A 17,737-nucleotide genomic window follows, 5' to 3' on the forward strand; every position below is an offset into this window, starting at 1 on the left:
GCTACTGAAACTTTTACCCGAAGTTTACAGCGTCGGAACATCAAGGCAGGTCTCCTGACTTGTCCGTTAAGCGTCTGCCGCCTTCCCATTTCTTTGGGGCTCGAAACAGTGGCGTTGTGGCAGCCGCGAAAATGCGGGCGAAGGTTAAGATTCAGACTTCACCCCGCGTCGGACTTACAGTTGCGGGTACAGCTCCCGATTTTCACGGGATTCCCTTTTAATCATCCAAAGGATGAACCAGGTTGTTCGTATTCTGAAGTGCCTAAAGTACGCCTTTTTCAGGACGCATCACAACACCAAACCCGGGAAGTTTTGGACTGCCCCGGGTTTGCGGCGATGAAACGAAAAATCGGACCGCTCAGAAAATCGGGCGCAGCAGCTATTTTTTAAAGCTAAACCCCGTGTCAATCCCGAAATGATCGTGCTCGGTGTTGGTGAGCATCAGATAGACCGCAATCGCATAAATCAGAATATTGGCTACGGTGCCGTAGTTTTGCAGCAAAATCTGCCCTATCGTCAGGCTCGCCATCAGCAGCCCCATGCCCGCGAGGGCGTAGCGGGTCTTCCAGCCGAGGATCAGCAGCACCCCGATGACCGCTTCAGCTAGCAGGATCACGTAAGCATACACGAGCACAAACGGCTCCGGCAGAATCGTATCGGCAAAATTCCGCGCCATCCCCTCCGCAAACTGCTGCGCATCCGGAAGCCTGACCAGCGCCCGGCCCAGCATATTGATTCCAAGCGTAAGCCGCAGCAGCGCAAACGCCATCTGCTTATCCGTTTTGTGAGAAGTCTTTGACATAATCCGAAAAATGTTTTGGATGAATAGGGTATTGAAAACAGCACATAAAGTCGATACTGGCACTTTAGTATACAAAAAGCAAAGACCGGCCCGAAAACCAAAAATCCCGGCAAATAGAAGTTTTTTACTTTTTAGGGTGAACCCCGTGCACATCACTGGCAGCAGTGCCAGATCCCGAAATCCCAAATCAACGGAAAAGCCCTTGCTTTTTTGTTTGCTATACACCGCAGGAGCGAACCTGCGAGTCCGACCTTTACTGCCGAAGCCCCTGATCTCGCCCAATCTGCGTTCCCTCAACGCCCCGCACGCAAAAAGCAAGGCGCCATGAGACCGATTTGGGATATCAGGAGCCTTCGCTGCTGCCCGTGATGCTCGCGGAGTTCACCCTAAAAAAGAAAGCCATTGCAGGCACGGGGGGTGGGGGGAAGGTTTGGGTGGTTGAGGCCTTTTTGCGGGCGACTTCCGGTGGTGCAGAAAGTTTTTATCTCGTTATTTTGCGGGTCAACGAGAACCATCCATCCCAAGGGCGCAGCATGGATTTATTTGAAGAGAAGCAGGAAGGCGGGCGGAAACCGGGGAACCGGCAGGCGGCGGAGGCGCTGCGGGCGGCGCCGCTTGCCACGCGGATGCGGCCCGTTTCGCTCGCAGAATTTGTGGGGCAGCGGCACCTGCTGGCCGAGGGCAAGCTGCTCTACCGGATGATCCGCAGCGGACAGATCGGCTCGGTAATTTTGTACGGTCCGGCGAGCAGCGGCAAAACGACCCTCGCCAACGTAATCTCGCAGGAAATCGACGCCCGCTTCGTGGTGCTGAACGCCGTGCTTGATGGCATCAAGGAGCTGCGCGCGGTGGTCGAAGAAGCCCGCACCCGAGAGCGGATGCAGCAAACCCGCACGATTTTGTTCGTGGATGAAATCCACCGCTGGAACAAGGCCCAGCAGGATGCCCTGCTGCCGCACATCGAATCGGGCCTGCTCACGCTGATCGGGGCAACGACCGAGAATCCGTACTACTCGCTCGTGAGTCCGCTGCTTTCCCGCTGTCAGCTCTTCGAGCTGTACCCTTTCGACGAGGAAGACCTGCTCACGCTGCTGCGCCGGGCGCTCGGCGATCAGTCCCGCGGACTCGCGCGCTTCAACATCGAAATCAGCGATGAAGCGCTGTGGCACTTTGCTTCCTACGCCGCGGGCGACATCCGCAATGCCCTGAACGCGCTCGAGATGGCCGTGCTCACCACCGATCCTGACGCGACCGGAACGCGGCGCATCAGCCTGGAAGTCGCGCAGGAATCCATCCAAAAGCGCAATGTGCGGTTCAGCCGTCAGGGCGATGAGCACTATCATTACGCCTCCGCGCTCATCAAAAGCCTGCGCGGCTCCGATGCCGATGCGGCCCTGCACTGGCTCGCGGCCATGCTCGAAGGCGGCGAAGACCCGCAGTTTATTTTCCGGCGCTTCCTCATTTTTGCTTCAGAGGATGTCGGCATGGCCGAACCCAAAGCGCTGGAGCTGGTGCAGGCCTGTCTGCAATCCTTCGAGACCTGCGGGATGCCCGAGGGCCTCTATTTTATGTCACACGCCTGCCTCTACCTCGCCCTCTGCCCGAAAAGCAACAGCACCAAGGCCATTTTCAAGGCGCTGGATCACGTCCGGAAATCGGGCCCCGGCACCGTGCCCCCGCACCTGCGCGACCGCACCGCGAACCGGCTCAAAGCCCGCTACGAAAGCAGCGACAACCCTTCTGAAAACTACCGCTATCCGCATGAGTACCCTAACAACTGGGTCGCGCAGCAATACCTCCCTGACGAGTTCCCCAACCTAAAACACTACGAACCCGGCACCAGCCCCGTCGAAGAACGACTGAACGAGCGGCTGAAGCGGATTCGGGATTCAAAGATTTGAGGATTCAAAGATTCAAAGATTCGATGATTTGAGGATTCGGGGATTTTGGTGGGGGCACCATCTGCTTTTTTTATCGGAAGATGTGCTTCCGGGTGCACCAACCAAATCAGGCTAAGCCCGGCGATGTTTGTGGTTTATTCAGGGCGCCTCAGGCGGCCCGTCGGCATTGCATCCCAAACCTTGAAAACATTCCGTTCAGGCAACGAGGCTGCCGGACTACCCAGAAACGCTCCCGACTCAAAGGCAGATCGTTGGTGATCGCAGTCCGCTACACCAGCCCCCTGTCCTCAAAACTCAGCTTGCGAAGCAGCGCTTTTTTCTTGGTTTGGTGCGCCTCCATGCGGTGCAAAATATTGTCGAGGCTTCGCACGGCAGCTGTGATGTGCGGTCCCTTGTTCAGCATCACGCACTCTGCGCGGTTGCCCATGGCGGCGTCGGAGATTTCGGCCCGCGAAGGCAGCCCGGTTTTGGCGAGATTTTCGAGCACCTGCGTCGCCCAGATAACCGGCACATGCGCGGCCTCGCTGATCCACAGGATTTCCTCCTGCACCTCGGCCATGCGCTCAAACCCGCACTCGATAGCAAGGTCGCCCCGGGCAATCATCACCCCGCAAAACCGTGCCTGCATGGCGGTGAGCAGCATATCGGGCAGGTTGTCGAACGCCTGACGCGTCTCGATTTTCAGAATGATGGCGGATGCTCCGCGCCCGGCGCGCTGGCTTCCATCACATCCATCAGGTGCTGCACATCCTCCGCCTGATTCACAAATGAAAGCGCCACAAGGTCCGCGTGACGCTGAATCCACGGCAGATCGGCGAGATCTTTTTCGGTGAGGGCGCTTACCTGAATTGCCGTTTGCGGCAGGTTGATGCCTTTATCTGCCCGCAGCTTCGTGCCGGTCGGACGCGCCTGACGAATGCGCACCAGTACCTTGCCCTCAGAAATTTCTTCGATGATGCCCCCTATTTTGCCGTCGTCGAACCACACCGGCGCACCGGGCAGCGCATTCCGGAAGGCTTCGGGAAGCGAACAGCCAATGCGCGCCGTCACTGAGGCTGAGGCAGAGGCAGAGGCAGATGCTGATTTTTGGGGATGCAGCGCAATTTCGAGCAGATCACCGGGTTTGACCACAACTGCCGGATCCGGGTTTAGGACCGCTTTTACCGGGATAGCCAGTTGATCGTTGCGCTCCGATGTGAGCCGCATGCCGGGGGCCGCATAAATGGTTTTGTGACTCAGGCCAAACAGGCTCCCCTCCTGGTCCGGTACCAGCAGCAGCTTACGGCGGGCACCGCGGGTATCACGCAGGTGCAGCGTATCGCCCGGCTTCAGACTGCGGAGCGCATCATCATCCAGCACGAGCGCAGGATGCGATTCGTCGCTATCCGTGTGAGTATCGGTGCCCGATGCCGGAAGAAGCCGGATTCGGGCCGGGAGCGTGACCCGGCCCAGCGCATCGCGTTCGGGTCTGATTTTGAGCACCGGCACTTCCGCGGGCACCTCTGCAGTCCGGATTTTGGGTCCGGCGAGGTCGGTCATCACGCGGCAGCTTTTGCCGGTCTTCCGGCTGGCTTCGGTAAGGTTTTGGGTCATGCGCAGCCAGTCCTCCGGCTGATCGTGCGCGCAGTTGATGCGCGCCACATCCATGCCGCTTTCGAGCAGGGATGTGAGCAGCGCAAGGTCGTGCGCGGCCTCGGGCGGCATGGTGACCATGATCCGGGTGTTGCGGTGCGGCTGCGGCGGACCAAGCAGTTGCGCTGTGTTCTCCGCAAGACGCGTGCTCCCGCAGGGCGGCTGCAAAAATGCCGGATCGGAATTCGGAATATCTGCCGGTTGCGGGCTTCCGTCGGTCGCGGCCAGCGCCGTATTGATGAGGCGGATCACCGCCCGGAAACTCTCCATCACCCCGGCCTCCGCCCGCCCCAGCGAGGAAAGCCCCAGCCCCGCCAGTTCCCGCTGAATACCGCGCAAATCATGCTGCCGCAGCACCAGATATTGCAGCAGGTTCACGGCACTCTCCCGGTTCTCAGGATGCACCCGCTTCAGGCGGGCCTCAAAGCGGTCGGGCACAAGCTGCATTTCAGCGACCATCTCCTGCAGGGCAGGCAGCAATTCGCGCATCTTTTGAATGCGCCACGGTCGCAGTCGGGAATCTTCGTAGGGGGGCTTCATAGCGGGCAAAAATGGGGAAGTTGGGATAAGATCACATCAATATATCATTTCTTTTTGAAGCCCATATTACTGCACGATGTGTTTCGGGGGTAGGGAGATGCTTTCGTGTCTTTGGTTTCGGTTTATTGGAGCTTTATCCCCTATTTGTGGCCGGTGTGTGGAGGCCTGCCGCAATAAATAGAAATACCCCGGAGCGCTGCACCCGGTAGCGTCGTGGTTTGAACAGGATTTTTATGATGGAGAGATGAACAGGATGGGTCAGGGGCCAATCAAGCATCCGAATGGGGCGACCACAAGGGTGCGCCCCTACGGTGTGACGCCGTACAAATCCCGGTGACATCCTGTTCATCCAATCAATCTTAAAAATCCTGTTCAGAAAACGGGGGGTGGCCAACCAGGCGCTTGGGCGTTGCGCGTTTGTGCCGCGGAATTGGGGTTCATGTGCGCACAGCAAATTAATCCGCGCAAATCCGATCAATCCGGTCAATCAGGAAAATCCGCATTCTGTCAGCGGGTCGCAGGCAAAAAGCAGGGCGTTTCCGTTAGGTTTGGGGTTTCCGGGCTACTCCGATGCCAGTGAGGTGCACGGGGTTTCCTCCAAAAAAAGAAAACCCGCCGCGAGGACAAGGCTTACGGCGGGTTTCAGGCTTGGATGGGTGTTTCGGGTCTTGCCCGGAATCGGGGTTTATTTCACCAGCATCATTTTGCGGGTTTGTACAAAGGTCCCTGCCTGCAGCCTGTAGATATACATGCCGCTGGAGAGGGCACCGGCGTCGAAGCTGACGCTGTGGCGGCCTGCGGTTTGCTGGCCGCTGACCAGTACTGCGACCCGCTGACCCATCAGGTTGTACACTTCGAGGCGGACTTCAGCGGCCTCGGGCAGGGCGTAGCTGATGAGGGTGGTCGGGTTGAAGGGGTTGGGGTAGTTTTGGTTGAGGGTGAATTCCGTCGGCAAATCATCGCGGCCGATATCGGTAGTGATGATGGTATCGAATACGAAAGCTTCTGACCATGGCCCTACACGGTCGCTGTTTTCGCCACGCACGCGCCAGAAGTAGGTGCTGCTGCCTTGCAGGCCGCTGACAAACTGCTGGGTGTTGGTGATAGCGGTTACGTCAACGGCGAGTTCTTCGAAGGCCTCGTCGAGGGCAATCTGCAGGTCGTAGGTCTCCGCGTTGGCGGCGGCCTGCCAGTTGAAGACGCCAAAGAGCTGAACATCCGTCGAATTGTTGGCCGGGAAGAGTTTCTGCACTGCTGAAGGCTCGGCTTTGGCCGTGGTAAAGCTCCAAAGTTCACTCCACTCCCCTTCACCCGCAATGTTAAAGCCTTTCACCTGCCAGAAGTAGGTGGTTTCGGGCTGCAGGTCTTCGACCGTGATAAAGGTTTCTTCCGTCGTTGACTCAAAAACGGTTTCGGCCAGCTCATCATCGGTGGAAATCCGGAACATGTAGCTTTCCGCATTTGCTTCAGCTTCCCACTCAAACATAATATCCTCAAAAACGGCAGATGCTTCATTGACAGGCGCGGTAAGCGCGATGGCTTCCGGCAGCGCTTCAACAATAACAAGGCTTACCGGAATGGTGAGGGTCTCGTTTTCCGGATCATTCGTTTCAATATTGATATTGGCGCTGTAAGATCCGGCAGGGACGCCTTCAATAGAGAACTGAACCGTCACTTCCTGCGTGTCCTCGTGCTGCAAAATACCGGCCTGCGGATCCGTTGAGAGCCAGCCCATGGCCGCTTCATCTACGGATATGCTGTATTCGAGCGGCTCAAGTCCGCGGTTGAAAAACGAAAAGCTCGTGTCTTCGGGGTTTTCATCACGTACTGTTGCAAAACTCATGCTGCCTGCGGTAAGTACAATGCGCGGGTCTTCAATCACGATATCCATCTCCAGGGTTACCGGAATCTGGAAGAGCGGATTTTCAGGATCGTTGGTAGCGATGGAAATGAGCGCGTTATATACGCCTTCCGGCATGATACCCGAAGCGGTAAGGGTGATTTGCTCAGAACCGAAACCATCAACCCGACCGGCACTGCTGCTTACGTTCAGCCAGCCGTCGTTGCCGCTGAAGCGCACATTGTCGAAGAATCCGGATTCGCCATCATTGTTGTTGTTGCTGAGGAATACCGCCTGCTCAACCGTAGTGGCCGACCAGAAGCTTCCCGTATGAATCACTTCGCCATCAATAATGTAGCGGATTTCATTGGCCTCGGTATCGATTTCCTGGGCGAAGGCATACCACACACCCGGCTCAAAAGTGCCCACGTTGATGGTTGAGTTCCCGCCGGTAAAGACCTGAAGGTTTCCGTTTGAAGCAAAGCGGAAGCGGGTCGTGATACTGCCGAGAGATGGTGCCTGCAGGGCGATATCATAGCTTGCCCCGCCCAGCTCTTCTACAAACACATCCGTTTCCAATGTGTAGAATTTGCTTCCGGTAGGAATCAGCGGGGTCCGCACGCCTATATTGGTGTTGCCGCCCGTACCTTCCTGACGGGCAATTTCCAGCGCCCAGTCGCCGTCGCTGGCGCGTACATCAGAAATGACCGGCTGCGTGCTGCTTGCATTGAGTGTACTCCAACCCAGCTGATTTCCGATAAACCCGGGCTCAAATCCTTCTTCCGGCTCGAAAGAAGCTACGACTTCATCGGACTGAAGGCCTGCCGCATCCCAAAAATTCTGATCCACAAAAGCCTCCGCACCCGGAGCGATTGGCAAACCAGCAAGTTCGGCTGTTCCCTCGCCGTACGCGACGCCAATCGTATAGTTGAGCGGGCCTTCAGCATCATTCAGGATATCAATTACTTCAGTAGCGACTTCGCCCTCATTCAGGCTGAATACAAAACCGCTTGTAGGGGTCACACTCGCCGATGGCGGTCCGAGTAAGCTGAGTTCAAGCGCCTGCGCCGCGTTAATGCGTCCGCCGGCGATGGTGTTGTCCACAAATGCAGGAACAGGATCAACGCTGTTCATAATCCAGGAGCGGAGCTCGGAAGGTGTTGCGTCCGGATTAGCCGCTTTCAGCAGGGCTGCAACACCGGCAGCATGCGGGCTTGCCATGGAAGTTCCGGAAAGGGAAGCATAGCCGCTGGCATTGATGTAAGTGCTGAAAATGGCAGAACCGGGCGCCGCGACATGCACCGTATTGGCACCAAAGTTCGAGAAGCCGCTGCGCTGATCGTTACGGTCGGAGCTCGCAACCGCCATTACATTGGGAAGGTTGTACCCGGCAGGGTAGAAGTTCTGATTGTCGTTGTTGGTACCGTTGTTACCGGCAGCGGCAATCACGAAGTGACCGGCCTGACCGGCAGCCTGAATGGCGTTGAAGCCCGCCTGAGAGAATCCGGGGCCGCCCCAGCTGTGATTGGAGATCGTTGCGCCGTTCTCAACCGCATATTGTAGTCCCTGAATCATAGCCGCACCGTTACAGGTGTTGGCCCCGTTGAGACCGCAAATTTTAATATTCATAAGGGTCACATCCCAGTTTACCCCTACTACACCCACGCCGTTGTTGCCAACCGCGCCAATGGTGCCCGCTACGTGCGTGCCATGACCGTTCAGATCGTTGGGGGTATCCCCCAGAAAACTCTGGCCTACATTGCCGTCTGCGTCAGTCCACAGGTTATCAAGCAGATCGGGATGGTTGTCACGAATACCGGAGTCGAAAACAGCCACAATCACATCAAGTGAGCCGGTTGTGTATTCCCAGGCATCGAGGGCGCTGATGTCAGCACCGGCTGTGCCGCCGCTTTGACCCGTATTGTTGAGTCCCCACAGCTGACCAAAAGAAGGATCGTTGGGGATGGTCTGCAGGCTTTCGAAAACTTCGTCGAAGCTGTAATCACGGATTACATCGGGAATGCGGTACACAAAGTTGGGCTCGGCGTATACCACATCAGCGCGGCTGTTCAGCATGTCGAGCGCCTGTTGAACCGTTCCGTTGCGGAATTCCCACAATTCGGCATCAATAAAAGTAAGCGGCGTAACCGCTTCAACGGCCAAAGATTCCTGCAGCATGGCATAATCTTCCGCTGAAAGCAAGCCCGGTACAAACTCTACAACAAGCTGACCGTCCATAAATTCCACAAGCCCTGTGCCTGCGATTTCCTCATGTAGTATTTCCTGGGCTTTCACCGTGTATACACCCAGTATACATACCAAAAACAGCGCCATAAGCGCTGATAGTTTTTTGTACTTCATTATAAATAGGCTGATTCTGTTCGTTAGTAAGATTGAAAAGCGCGGTGAGCCAGGGGCATTGTCAAACCGGCACCCCATGATAACAAATATTACCGGTTAAGGTTTTCCGCTTTCATTTTTTCACACTTTTGTTAGCAAAGCACATGCTCGTTAAATACTTCCTTGTGAAGCTTACGTTACAATCGACCTCAGCCTGATAAAAAGCGCGCTTGGTAACACTCAACTCCGCACAACGAAAAAGCGATAAATATATATTTTTTATTGATTTAATTTATCTCACAAAAGGCAGGTCGGTAATGATGTAAAATTTCAAACCATTAAAACTGCGCATTCTCCCTTTAGCACGGTCATCCCGCTGCCCGTCACACGTAACCCAGCAAATAAAATCCCTGATCAGCGGCGCAGGCTTACATTCCTAACGCCTCTGTTGCGCGGTTCGGATAATCCGTAATCAGCCCGTCAACGCCCAACGAAACCATGCGCAGCATATCGTCCTTTTCATTGATGGTCCAGGGCACCATCCGCATGCCCTTAGCGTGTACGCGCTGCACCAAATCCGCATCAATCAGCCGGAAATCGGGGCTGTACACTTCCGGGATAAACCCCAGTTGCTCAAGATTCCAGTCGAGTCCGCGCTCGTTTTCCACCAGCAGGACCAGCGGCAGGGTCGCATCAATTTCACGCATTGCCTGCAGGGTTGCAACATCAAAACTTTGGATGAACACACGGTCCAGCACCCCAAGCCCTTCCAGTTCCCGGTACAGGAGCTCGGCAAAAACCTGCGGCTCCGGCGTATAGCGGTTATAGCCGCTCGGATGACTCTTGGTCTCGATATTATAAAACACAAGGTCCCGTCCGCTGTCGGCTTTATGCGCTTCAACCGCAAGAATAGCGTCGCGCATGAGCGGCTTACTTGCTGCCATAGGCTCCTGTTCAGGAAAACGGGAATTGCCGCGCAGTCCCACATCGAAGCGGGAAATTTCTTCGTATGTCATTTCAAACATATTCAGCCCCAGCGCTTCTTCGGGCAAAACCGGTCGCCCGTCCGGATGTGAGCTAATGTCATGATGAAACCAGGGTTCGTGCGAAAGCACGATCAGGCTGTCCGCCGAAACAACGACATCAAATTCCAGGGTCGTAATCGGAAAATCGAGCGCAACCAACAGGCTCGGGATGGTATTTTCAGGAAGGATTCCGCGCGCACCGCGATGTCCCTGCAGGTCGAATTCAGGAAAGTTGGCCATAGCTCTGAACTGATGGGGCTGGGTATGGTCGTCACTCCGCTGTGCTTCGTCCTGCGGCGCCTCAGACTCCGACTCACAGCCGGCAAGCCCGGCAACAAGCACAGCAAAAATGACCGGAAAAACGAAAGATCTGAAAACAGTCGGCATAAGGCAAAGCTCTTTTAAATTGACGTTCAGCCTGAACAGGCACTCCGCACAAGGTAAGCGTTTTGCAACAACGCCATGTTAACATTTTATCAAATCTCAGCCTGCACCCGGCGACCATGCCGATCCCGCTTTTTTTATTTTTTGGGGGAAACTCCGTGAACATCACGGTCTTTCGCGGCAGATCAGAAGCAAGTAAACCTAAGACAGGCTCCTTGCTTTTTGGGGTACCCGTAATTAGCTCATACCTCAAACGTGAATGGCCAGAAAGCAAGGAACAAAAAAACATCATTTAGGAAGTAAACCCTTTTTATTGTGATTCATGCGGGATAGATGAACCGCCAGAATGTTACCTACAGGTTATACTTGACCCAACTTGATGTAAATTTCGGCCGTAATCAAAAAAACTTAGCACTTTACAAATCTAACACGTAGCTTAGATTTTAGGGCAAGAGCCTTTGCCAGCCAAGCTGCTTAGCAATACTAAAACCTGCATAGATTCCCAATTGCAAGGATTGGCATTGAGTCCGTTCCAATCGACTTTGCATGGCTTGGTTGGCTTTGACAATCTGATCTTGTTATAAATATAACCTCTAAACTACCAAACCTTAGACCTATGAAATATCTGCTTACTGTATTCCTCAATCCGTGAGTAATCTCGCCAATTCATAGCCTAACATATTTGTATTACTAGCTTTAGCGATTCTGCGTATTTTCACCCAACCGGTGAACCCTTATATAATCGTTTGAGCATGCCAAAAATACAATTTGAGCTTACCTCTACACCAATTACCTCTCATGCAGGTCTGGCTTTTATTGGTCAGGCCCTTGATGATCCCGTGCTGGCCAGCGACATCAATGGCCTTTGTTCGCTGCCCCGCAACAAGAATTATATTTCCACCCTTGATACCATTAAGGCCATGATTGGGCTGTTGTCGGTCGGTAAACCTCAGTTTGACGCTATAGCTGAATATCGTGCCGATCCCGTATTTGCCACTGCCTTGGGAATAAAAAAGACCCCCTCACCGGAAACCCTGCGCCAGCGTATTGAGCAATGCCCGGAGTCATTGAATAATGTCTTTCGTGAGTTCAACACCCGCCTGCTGGCAGCTCATCCGCACCTGCTGACCGAAGATCTGCACGGGCAGACCTGGGCGGTAATTCACTGTGATGTCTCACCCATGGATAACTCCAACAGCCACAAAGAAGGCGTAGACTGGACATACAAACAGTTTGAAGGCTATGCGCCCATGCTTGGCTACATCGGTCCGTATGGTTTGATGATAAACAACGAGCTGCGCAACGGCTCGGCGCACAGCAACACACCCGGCACCGATGCGTGGTTCAGGCAGACCATGGATATGGCTGAGCGTATGACCAGCCACAAGCGGCTTGTGGTGACCGACTCGGGCAACGATAGTGGCGTCAATGTCAGGTTATTTATGCGCCAGAAGGATACCGATTTTGTTGTGAAGTGCAACCTGCGCAATCAGGATCCGCAGGAGTGGCTGGATCTGGCTATGGAGCAAAACGACGGAGCTGATGGTGAGTACGTAGATATAGGCGCACGGGCATGGTACGGACAAAAGCAAGTACAGATTCCCGGACATAGTGACAACCCTGATGACCCGAAGACCTGCCGGATTGTGTTCCGGGTTACCAAGCGGTTTGCCCGCACGGACGGGCAGTATATGTTTCCGGCACTGATCACCGTGGATGCGTACTGGACGAGCCTGGACTGGACCCCGGAGCAGATACATGAGTTCTACAAACAGCGGGGTACCAGCGAGCAGTACCACAGTGAACTCAAGACAGATATGGATGTAGAGCGACTCCCATCGGGCAAATTCAGGGTCAACCAGCACGTGCTGGATATGAGCATGATAGCCTTTAATTTATTGCGACTGGCGGGGCAAGGCATGCTAAAAACAGGTCTGGTGCCGGGGCGAAAAGCCAGGAGTAAACGGCTTCGGCTGCGCACCGTCATCCAGAACCTGATGTATATGGCGGGACGGCTGGTACAACATGCACGCAAAACCATCATCCGCATTTTTGAGGGTCACGGCTGGGCAGCGCCTGTCATGGCGCTCAAACTTTTACCTCGTGGGTAGCACAGCATACAGCTTGGGATAGAAAACAGACGGCAAAACAGCAAGTGAAACAAAGCCCATGCAGGCATTGTGGAATTGGTATGCGCTGTAAAGCCAAAACAAGAGCAAAAACGGTGCTTGAAGAGGTCTTGCGGGGATTGAATTGATCGTAATGAACGACTTTGGTGAGCTACATCAAGCTGAGTGAGCGATATTTCTAACAGCTATTGCCTGTATTGACCGCAAAATACCTGTCAAATAAAACTTTTCACGGATTCAGGTGTATTCATTAGCCTGTTCCTCGTGCTGCCGCTTGCGCTGCACGCCAACAACATTCAGGTCACCAACGTAACCCTCACCGGCCAAAACACTGAGCAGGACTATTGGCTCGAGGTTGGATACCCTGTTTTCCCTTACTTTGGATATGTGAATTCTATCCTTCATTCAGATAAAATTTATGTACTTAATGAAGATTCATCTGTACAGTATCATTCCGCTGTGACTTTTGTGCCTGATAGTACTCCCGTAAAACCAGTCATTACATCAAACTACTCTTTCTTAATTGAAGAAGAATACTCATCACAGACTTTCGAAACTAATAATACTTCAACCGAACCAGATTTATCTGAGTATAGGACTCAATCGGTGAAATTGAAGGTAAATGATAAACTTTCTAATGAGCAATTCGATACGACGGCCACATGGCCTGTCAATCTGCTTGATCAACCGTTTTCCGGAAACATCAGAAAATCTGTATTAAATCAAAATAATCTTAGGGCTTCTTATAATAACTTTGGATTTGCTGGCAGATCAAGTGACGCTAACTTTGATGAGTTTTTCTATGAGTTTCCTAAAGACACAAACCGAAGATATATTTATTTTACTGGTTTGTTCATAGGCACAACCGTAACCGGAATGGAATCTGGCGAAGAAATACCAATTGTTATTGCTCCTAACTATAGAACCAACCCCCAAACTGGGCAACGGTGGACTTGGTATCCAACAGATGGATATTTTAGCGAAACATCCGATGAAATGCCAACAAAATCTAAACCCGATACTTGGCCCTTTATTTGGCAAGAACTTGAAATAAATGAATGGCCATCTTTAGTCTCTGGTTTTGGTGGCGACATAGAAGAACTATATGCAAAATTCAATGATCGGCTATACGATCGTTACTTAATCAACGGCGAACATATTCCCATATCAAACGACCCGAATCGAGGCGGACTTGGCCTTGATGTTGAGATGTGGATAGTCGCAAGCAATGAACCAAATCTTCAAAATACTCATATAATTATTTATGATATTCACAATAAAAGTGATCATGATTATGATAATATGAGCCTTAGTATTTGGGCTCAAATGTGGCTTGGAATACCTTCAAATAACTTTGCATATTTTACTGAAGACTCGAACACCGTTTTTTTCAAAAATGTGTCACCAACTCAAACTCCACCTGAGTTTAACGGCACATCAATCGGTGTTGCAGCTATCAGACCTTTAATGTCACCACTTTTATTACCGGAAGATGTGGATCCTTATATTATTCCTCAAGTTACCGGTTTTACATCTTTACCAGCAGGTTCACTTGCCTTTAATGACAACCAATTGTGGAATACTATTCTGCAACCAGCTTTCACTGAATTGCCATCGCCGTCACAAGATACAGTTCCGTTTATCAATTTCGGGTTGTTCTCCATTCCAAGCGGTGAAATGCGAAGATTGGCCTATGCAATATCAGTAGCACAGACTGACACTCCAACTAATGATGCTGATATTAGCGCTGTTTCAAACCAATTAGATCAAGCTCAGGCTTTTTGGTTTGAAAACAACGGTTTTTGGACTGATATTACCGATCATAACTCTATTCAAATCCCGAACTCAGTAAATCTTTTTCAAAACTACCCCAACCCGTTTAACCCCACCACCCTCATCGCATACGCCCTGCCAGAAACGGCAGAAGTCCGCGTCGAAGTTTTCAACCTGATGGGGCAGCGGGTAGCCGTGCTGGTAAACGGCACCCAAAACGCGGGTCACCACAGTATCCGTTTCGATGCATCCAGCCTTTCAAGCGGACTGTACCTGTACCGCCTGCAGGCCGGCAGCTTCGTCCAAACCCGCAAAATGATGTTGGTGAAATAAATGCGCGCTCCGCTAAGCCGCGATAAGTAAAACAAAACAAAGCCCGCCGCGAGCACTGTACTTGCGGCGGGCTTTTTTTTGGAATAACGCCGTGCGCTTCACGGGTTGGGGGGCAACGCTCGCTTCTACAATCCCAAAACGATCTCATTACGCCTTGCTTTTTTGCCTTTAAAGCGCTGATAGAACGTGGATTTGACGAATCGGGCGGATTTGCTCAGATTTATTTTTGTCTCCGGTTTATACCACTACGATGCAGCTTTTAGCAAACAGAGCATGCCGGTAAAAACGCAACATCTTGCGTCTATGCAGAGCGGCATTCAGAATTAATGCCAAATTGCAAAGACCCAAAATCTCGAAAAGCCCCGAAAGGACAATATCTTCATAGCACCCCGGCCTACCCCGCCCGCAGGATTTCGAGGGGTTTGCGGTTGCGGATGCTGCGGCTGTTGAACAGGCCGACGGCGAGGGTGAGCAGCACGATGACGGCGGTGGTGCCGAGCAGGACGGGGATGTCCGGTACGTAGGCGAGCTCGAAATAGAAGTAGGCAATGAGCCAGCCGGCGGTGAGGGCGAGGCCGAGGCCCGCGAGGCAGGCGAGCAGGCCGAGCAGTGCGTACTCGACGAGCTGAATGCGGCTGACCTGCTGCTGCACGGCGCCGAGGGTGCGGAGTAGTACGGCCTCCCGCACACGCTGAAAGCGGCTGATGGCAATCGCGCTGCCGAGCACAATCAGGCCGGTGAGCACGCTAAACAGCGCCATGAACTGCACCGCAAGCGCGATTTTATCGAGGAAGGTGCGCACGCTTTCGAGCACGATGCCGATATCCAAGGCGCTGATGTTGGGGTGCGCCCGCACGACGGCCTGCTGCATGGCGGCGACTTCATCGGCGCCGCCGGGGACGTTCACGACGGTTGCGAAGAACTGCGGCGCGGGCTCGAGCACACCCGCCGGAAACAGTACAAAGAAGTTGGGCTCGGGTCGCTGAAAATCAATTTCGCGGATGGAGGTGACCTCGGTTTCCACGGGGATGCCCTGCACGTCGAAGGTGAGGCGGTCGCCGAGGCCGATGATCAGCTCTTCCGCTATGGTTTCGCCTATGGAGATGGGCACGATTTCGTCGAAGCCGCCTTCGTGCCGCCCGATCCAGCGGCCCGCAATCACGGTCTCGGCCTCGTTCAGGTTTTCGCGATAGGTGACGCGGTACTCGCGGGTCAGGGCCCAGCGGCTGATACGCACCTCATCGTCCTCGCGCAGCTCGCGGATGCTGCGCTCGTTGATGCCCGCCAGCCGCATGGAAACAATGGGCACATTCTGCAGCACCGCTGCCCCGCGATCTTCGATGATACGGATGATGTCGTCGTTCTGATCGGTCTGCACGTCGTAAAACACGAGATTCGGCTGCTGATCGCCGGTCTGAAAAGCGATGCGGTCGAGAATCATGTCGCGGGAAACGCTCATCACCCCGATCAGAAGCATGCCCATGCCGAGGGTGGTGACCAGCACCGCGGTCTGATTGTTAGGCCGGAACAGGTTGGCCACGCCCTGTCGCCAGACATAGGAAAAGGCGGGCAGACGCAGTTTTTTGAGCGTGGTGATGAGCAGTTTGGAAACGCCCAGCAGAATCAGCACGGCGGCGGTAAGACCAAGTACAAAGAAGGCGGCGACGATGTGGCTTCCTGTGAGCAGCGCGAGGACCCCGCCGATGGCGAGTACGGCTGCGAACATGACCGCGGCGACGGTCGTCTTCGGGAGATGCGCAAGCGGGGAGAAATCCGCGGAACGGATGGCGAGCAGGGGCGGGATGGTGTTCACGCTGAGCAGTGGCAGCAGGGCAAAAACCAGGCTGATGAAGACGCCGACGCCGAGTCCCAACAAAATGGAGGACCAGCTCAGGGCCTGCTGTATTTCAAAGGGGAGCAGTTCGAGGAACAGCATCGGCAGAAACTGCTGCACGAGCACGCCGATGACCGTGCCTGCAAGCGCCCCGATTACGCCCATAGCCACGACCTGAAGCGAGACGATGGTGAGGGTCTGCCGTGAACTGACCCCGAGACAGCGCATCGTCGCCAGGGTCGCGCTTTTGCGCTTCACGTACACATACACCGCGCTTGCCACACCGAGGGCGCCGAGCAGCAGGGCCACAAAGCCGATCATGCCCAGAAAGCGGGTCAGGTTATCGACAATGGCGCTGAACTGTTCCTTGCGCCGCTCAACCGTTGTGAAACTGAGGCCGCCGTTTTCGGCATCTTCGCGGAGGGTGCTCACGAGGGCGCGCATATCCGGGGTTTGCTCCCAGGCGAAATATTGTTTGTGCATCACGCGGCTGCCGCGCTGCAGGAGGCCGCTGTCGGCGATGGCGTCGAGGGGCAGCATGATACGCGGCCCGATCAGCGAGAAGGCGGCAGATTCACCGGGAATTTCCAGAATTTCGCCGGCGATGGGAAGTCTGACCCCGCCCACCTGCACGGAATCGCCCACGCTGAGGCCGAGCTGCCGCATGATGGGCCGGTCAACGAGGGCCGCGTTTTGCTCCTGATAGGTGAAGGCGGCTTCGGCGGGCACGGTTTTGAGCGTGCCGTAAAACGGGAAGCCGCCGCGTATGGCGCGGATTTGCGACAAGCGCGTCTCCCCCGCTTCGCCGTAAAGCACCATGGTCGAAAACTCCACAACCGAGGACTGCCTGCCGCCGAGGGTGTCGAACATCGCAATCTGCCGCTCATCAAAAGCCTGGTTTTGCGCGATTTCGAGGTCGGCCCCGAGCAGCTCCTTGGCCTGCTCATCAACGGTGAGCAGAACATCGGCCCGGAATGAAAGAATGGCGACGAGGGCAGCAACCCCGGCAATGATGCCGCTGCAGTACAGCAACAGGCTGCCGAGCTGCGGACGCGCATCGCGCCAGGCGGTTACGAAGGAAAAACGATCCATCAGGTGGGTTTGAAAGGTTTGTTTTATCGGATGATGGCCTCAGAGCCTTTTCAGGGCTACCGGCTTGATTCCGAGAAATTTAGGGGAGGCGGGGAAGGACGACTGACCGGCA

At 54.2% G+C, this 17,737-nt stretch carries 9 protein-coding genes and 1 riboswitch; of the genes, 3 read left to right on the forward strand and 6 right to left on the reverse strand.

The window, feature by feature from the left end:
- Positions 1–27 precede the first annotated feature (27 nt).
- A riboswitch (cobalamin riboswitch) is annotated at positions 28–257 on the reverse strand.
- A 122-nt stretch (positions 258–379) separates the two neighbouring features.
- Positions 380–802, reverse strand: coding sequence for a DoxX family protein (locus tag CYPRO_RS13435; protein ID WP_164682796.1), 423 nt, complete (start codon positions 800–802; stop codon positions 380–382).
- Between the two features lie 335 nt (positions 803–1,137).
- Here CYPRO_RS13435 and CYPRO_RS13440 point away from each other — a divergent pair, with 335 nt between their 5' ends.
- On the forward strand, positions 1,138–2,703 hold the full coding sequence (locus CYPRO_RS13440; RefSeq protein WP_240644760.1) for a replication-associated recombination protein A: 1,566 nt from the start codon (positions 1,138–1,140) through the stop codon (positions 2,701–2,703).
- 268 nt (positions 2,704–2,971) lie between these two features.
- Here CYPRO_RS13440 and CYPRO_RS16870 read toward each other — a convergent pair whose 3' ends face one another.
- The 4 genes from CYPRO_RS16870 to CYPRO_RS13460 all read right to left on the reverse strand — a co-directional run bounded on the left by CYPRO_RS16870 (position 2,972) and on the right by CYPRO_RS13460 (position 10,467).
- Positions 2,972–3,346 (reverse strand): pyruvate kinase, encoded by a 375-nt coding sequence (locus CYPRO_RS16870; RefSeq protein ID WP_205730360.1) that lies wholly within the window; start codon positions 3,344–3,346, stop codon positions 2,972–2,974.
- Positions 3,347–3,384: 38 nt separating this feature from the next.
- The gene (locus CYPRO_RS16875; protein WP_114985106.1) at positions 3,385–4,875 is read right to left on the reverse strand and encodes a pyruvate kinase; all 1,491 of its coding nucleotides are present in this window, start codon (positions 4,873–4,875) and stop codon (positions 3,385–3,387) included.
- Between the two features lie 685 nt (positions 4,876–5,560).
- Positions 5,561–9,076: a S8 family serine peptidase gene (locus CYPRO_RS13455; protein ID WP_164682798.1), complete on the reverse strand. Its 3,516-nt coding sequence runs from the start codon at positions 9,074–9,076 to the stop codon at positions 5,561–5,563.
- A 407-nt stretch (positions 9,077–9,483) separates the two neighbouring features.
- On the reverse strand, positions 9,484–10,467 hold the full coding sequence (locus CYPRO_RS13460; protein WP_114985108.1) for a glycerophosphodiester phosphodiesterase family protein: 984 nt from the start codon (positions 10,465–10,467) through the stop codon (positions 9,484–9,486).
- Positions 10,468–11,216: 749 nt separating this feature from the next.
- Between CYPRO_RS13460 and CYPRO_RS13465 the strand changes: the two genes are divergently transcribed.
- On the forward strand, positions 11,217–12,575 hold the full coding sequence (locus CYPRO_RS13465) for an IS1380 family transposase (RefSeq protein ID WP_114985109.1): 1,359 nt from the start codon (positions 11,217–11,219) through the stop codon (positions 12,573–12,575).
- Positions 12,576–12,857: 282 nt separating this feature from the next.
- Positions 12,858–14,699: a T9SS type A sorting domain-containing protein gene (locus tag CYPRO_RS13470; protein WP_124245625.1), complete on the forward strand. Its 1,842-nt coding sequence runs from the start codon at positions 12,858–12,860 to the stop codon at positions 14,697–14,699.
- Between the two features lie 394 nt (positions 14,700–15,093).
- Here the strand turns inward: CYPRO_RS13470 and CYPRO_RS13475 are convergent, their stop codons facing one another.
- Positions 15,094–17,625, reverse strand: coding sequence for an ABC transporter permease (locus CYPRO_RS13475; RefSeq protein ID WP_114985111.1), 2,532 nt, complete (start codon positions 17,623–17,625; stop codon positions 15,094–15,096).
- Between the last annotated feature and the right edge of the window lie 112 nt (positions 17,626–17,737).

The sequence above is a fragment of the Cyclonatronum proteinivorum genome, from assembly GCF_003353065.1.
Lineage (GTDB): Bacteria > Bacteroidota > Rhodothermia > Balneolales > Cyclonatronaceae > Cyclonatronum > Cyclonatronum proteinivorum.

Excerpts from the sequence above, each read along its gene's own strand:
- CYPRO_RS13435 (WP_164682796.1), bottom strand. The coding sequence starts at position 802 with ATGTCAAAGACTTCTCACAAAACGGATAAGCAGATGGCGTTTGCGCTG.
- CYPRO_RS16870 (WP_205730360.1), bottom strand. The coding sequence starts at position 3,346 with ATGCTGCTCACCGCCATGCAGGCACGGTTTTGCGGGGTGATGATTGCC.
- CYPRO_RS16875 (WP_114985106.1), bottom strand. The coding sequence starts at position 4,875 with ATGAAGCCCCCCTACGAAGATTCCCGACTGCGACCGTGGCGCATTCAA.
- CYPRO_RS13455 (WP_164682798.1), bottom strand. The coding sequence starts at position 9,076 with ATGAAGTACAAAAAACTATCAGCGCTTATGGCGCTGTTTTTGGTATGT.
- CYPRO_RS13460 (WP_114985108.1), bottom strand. The coding sequence starts at position 10,467 with ATGCCGACTGTTTTCAGATCTTTCGTTTTTCCGGTCATTTTTGCTGTG.
- CYPRO_RS13465 (WP_114985109.1), top strand. The coding sequence starts at position 11,217 with ATGCCAAAAATACAATTTGAGCTTACCTCTACACCAATTACCTCTCAT.
- CYPRO_RS13475 (WP_114985111.1), bottom strand. The coding sequence starts at position 17,625 with ATGGATCGTTTTTCCTTCGTAACCGCCTGGCGCGATGCGCGTCCGCAG.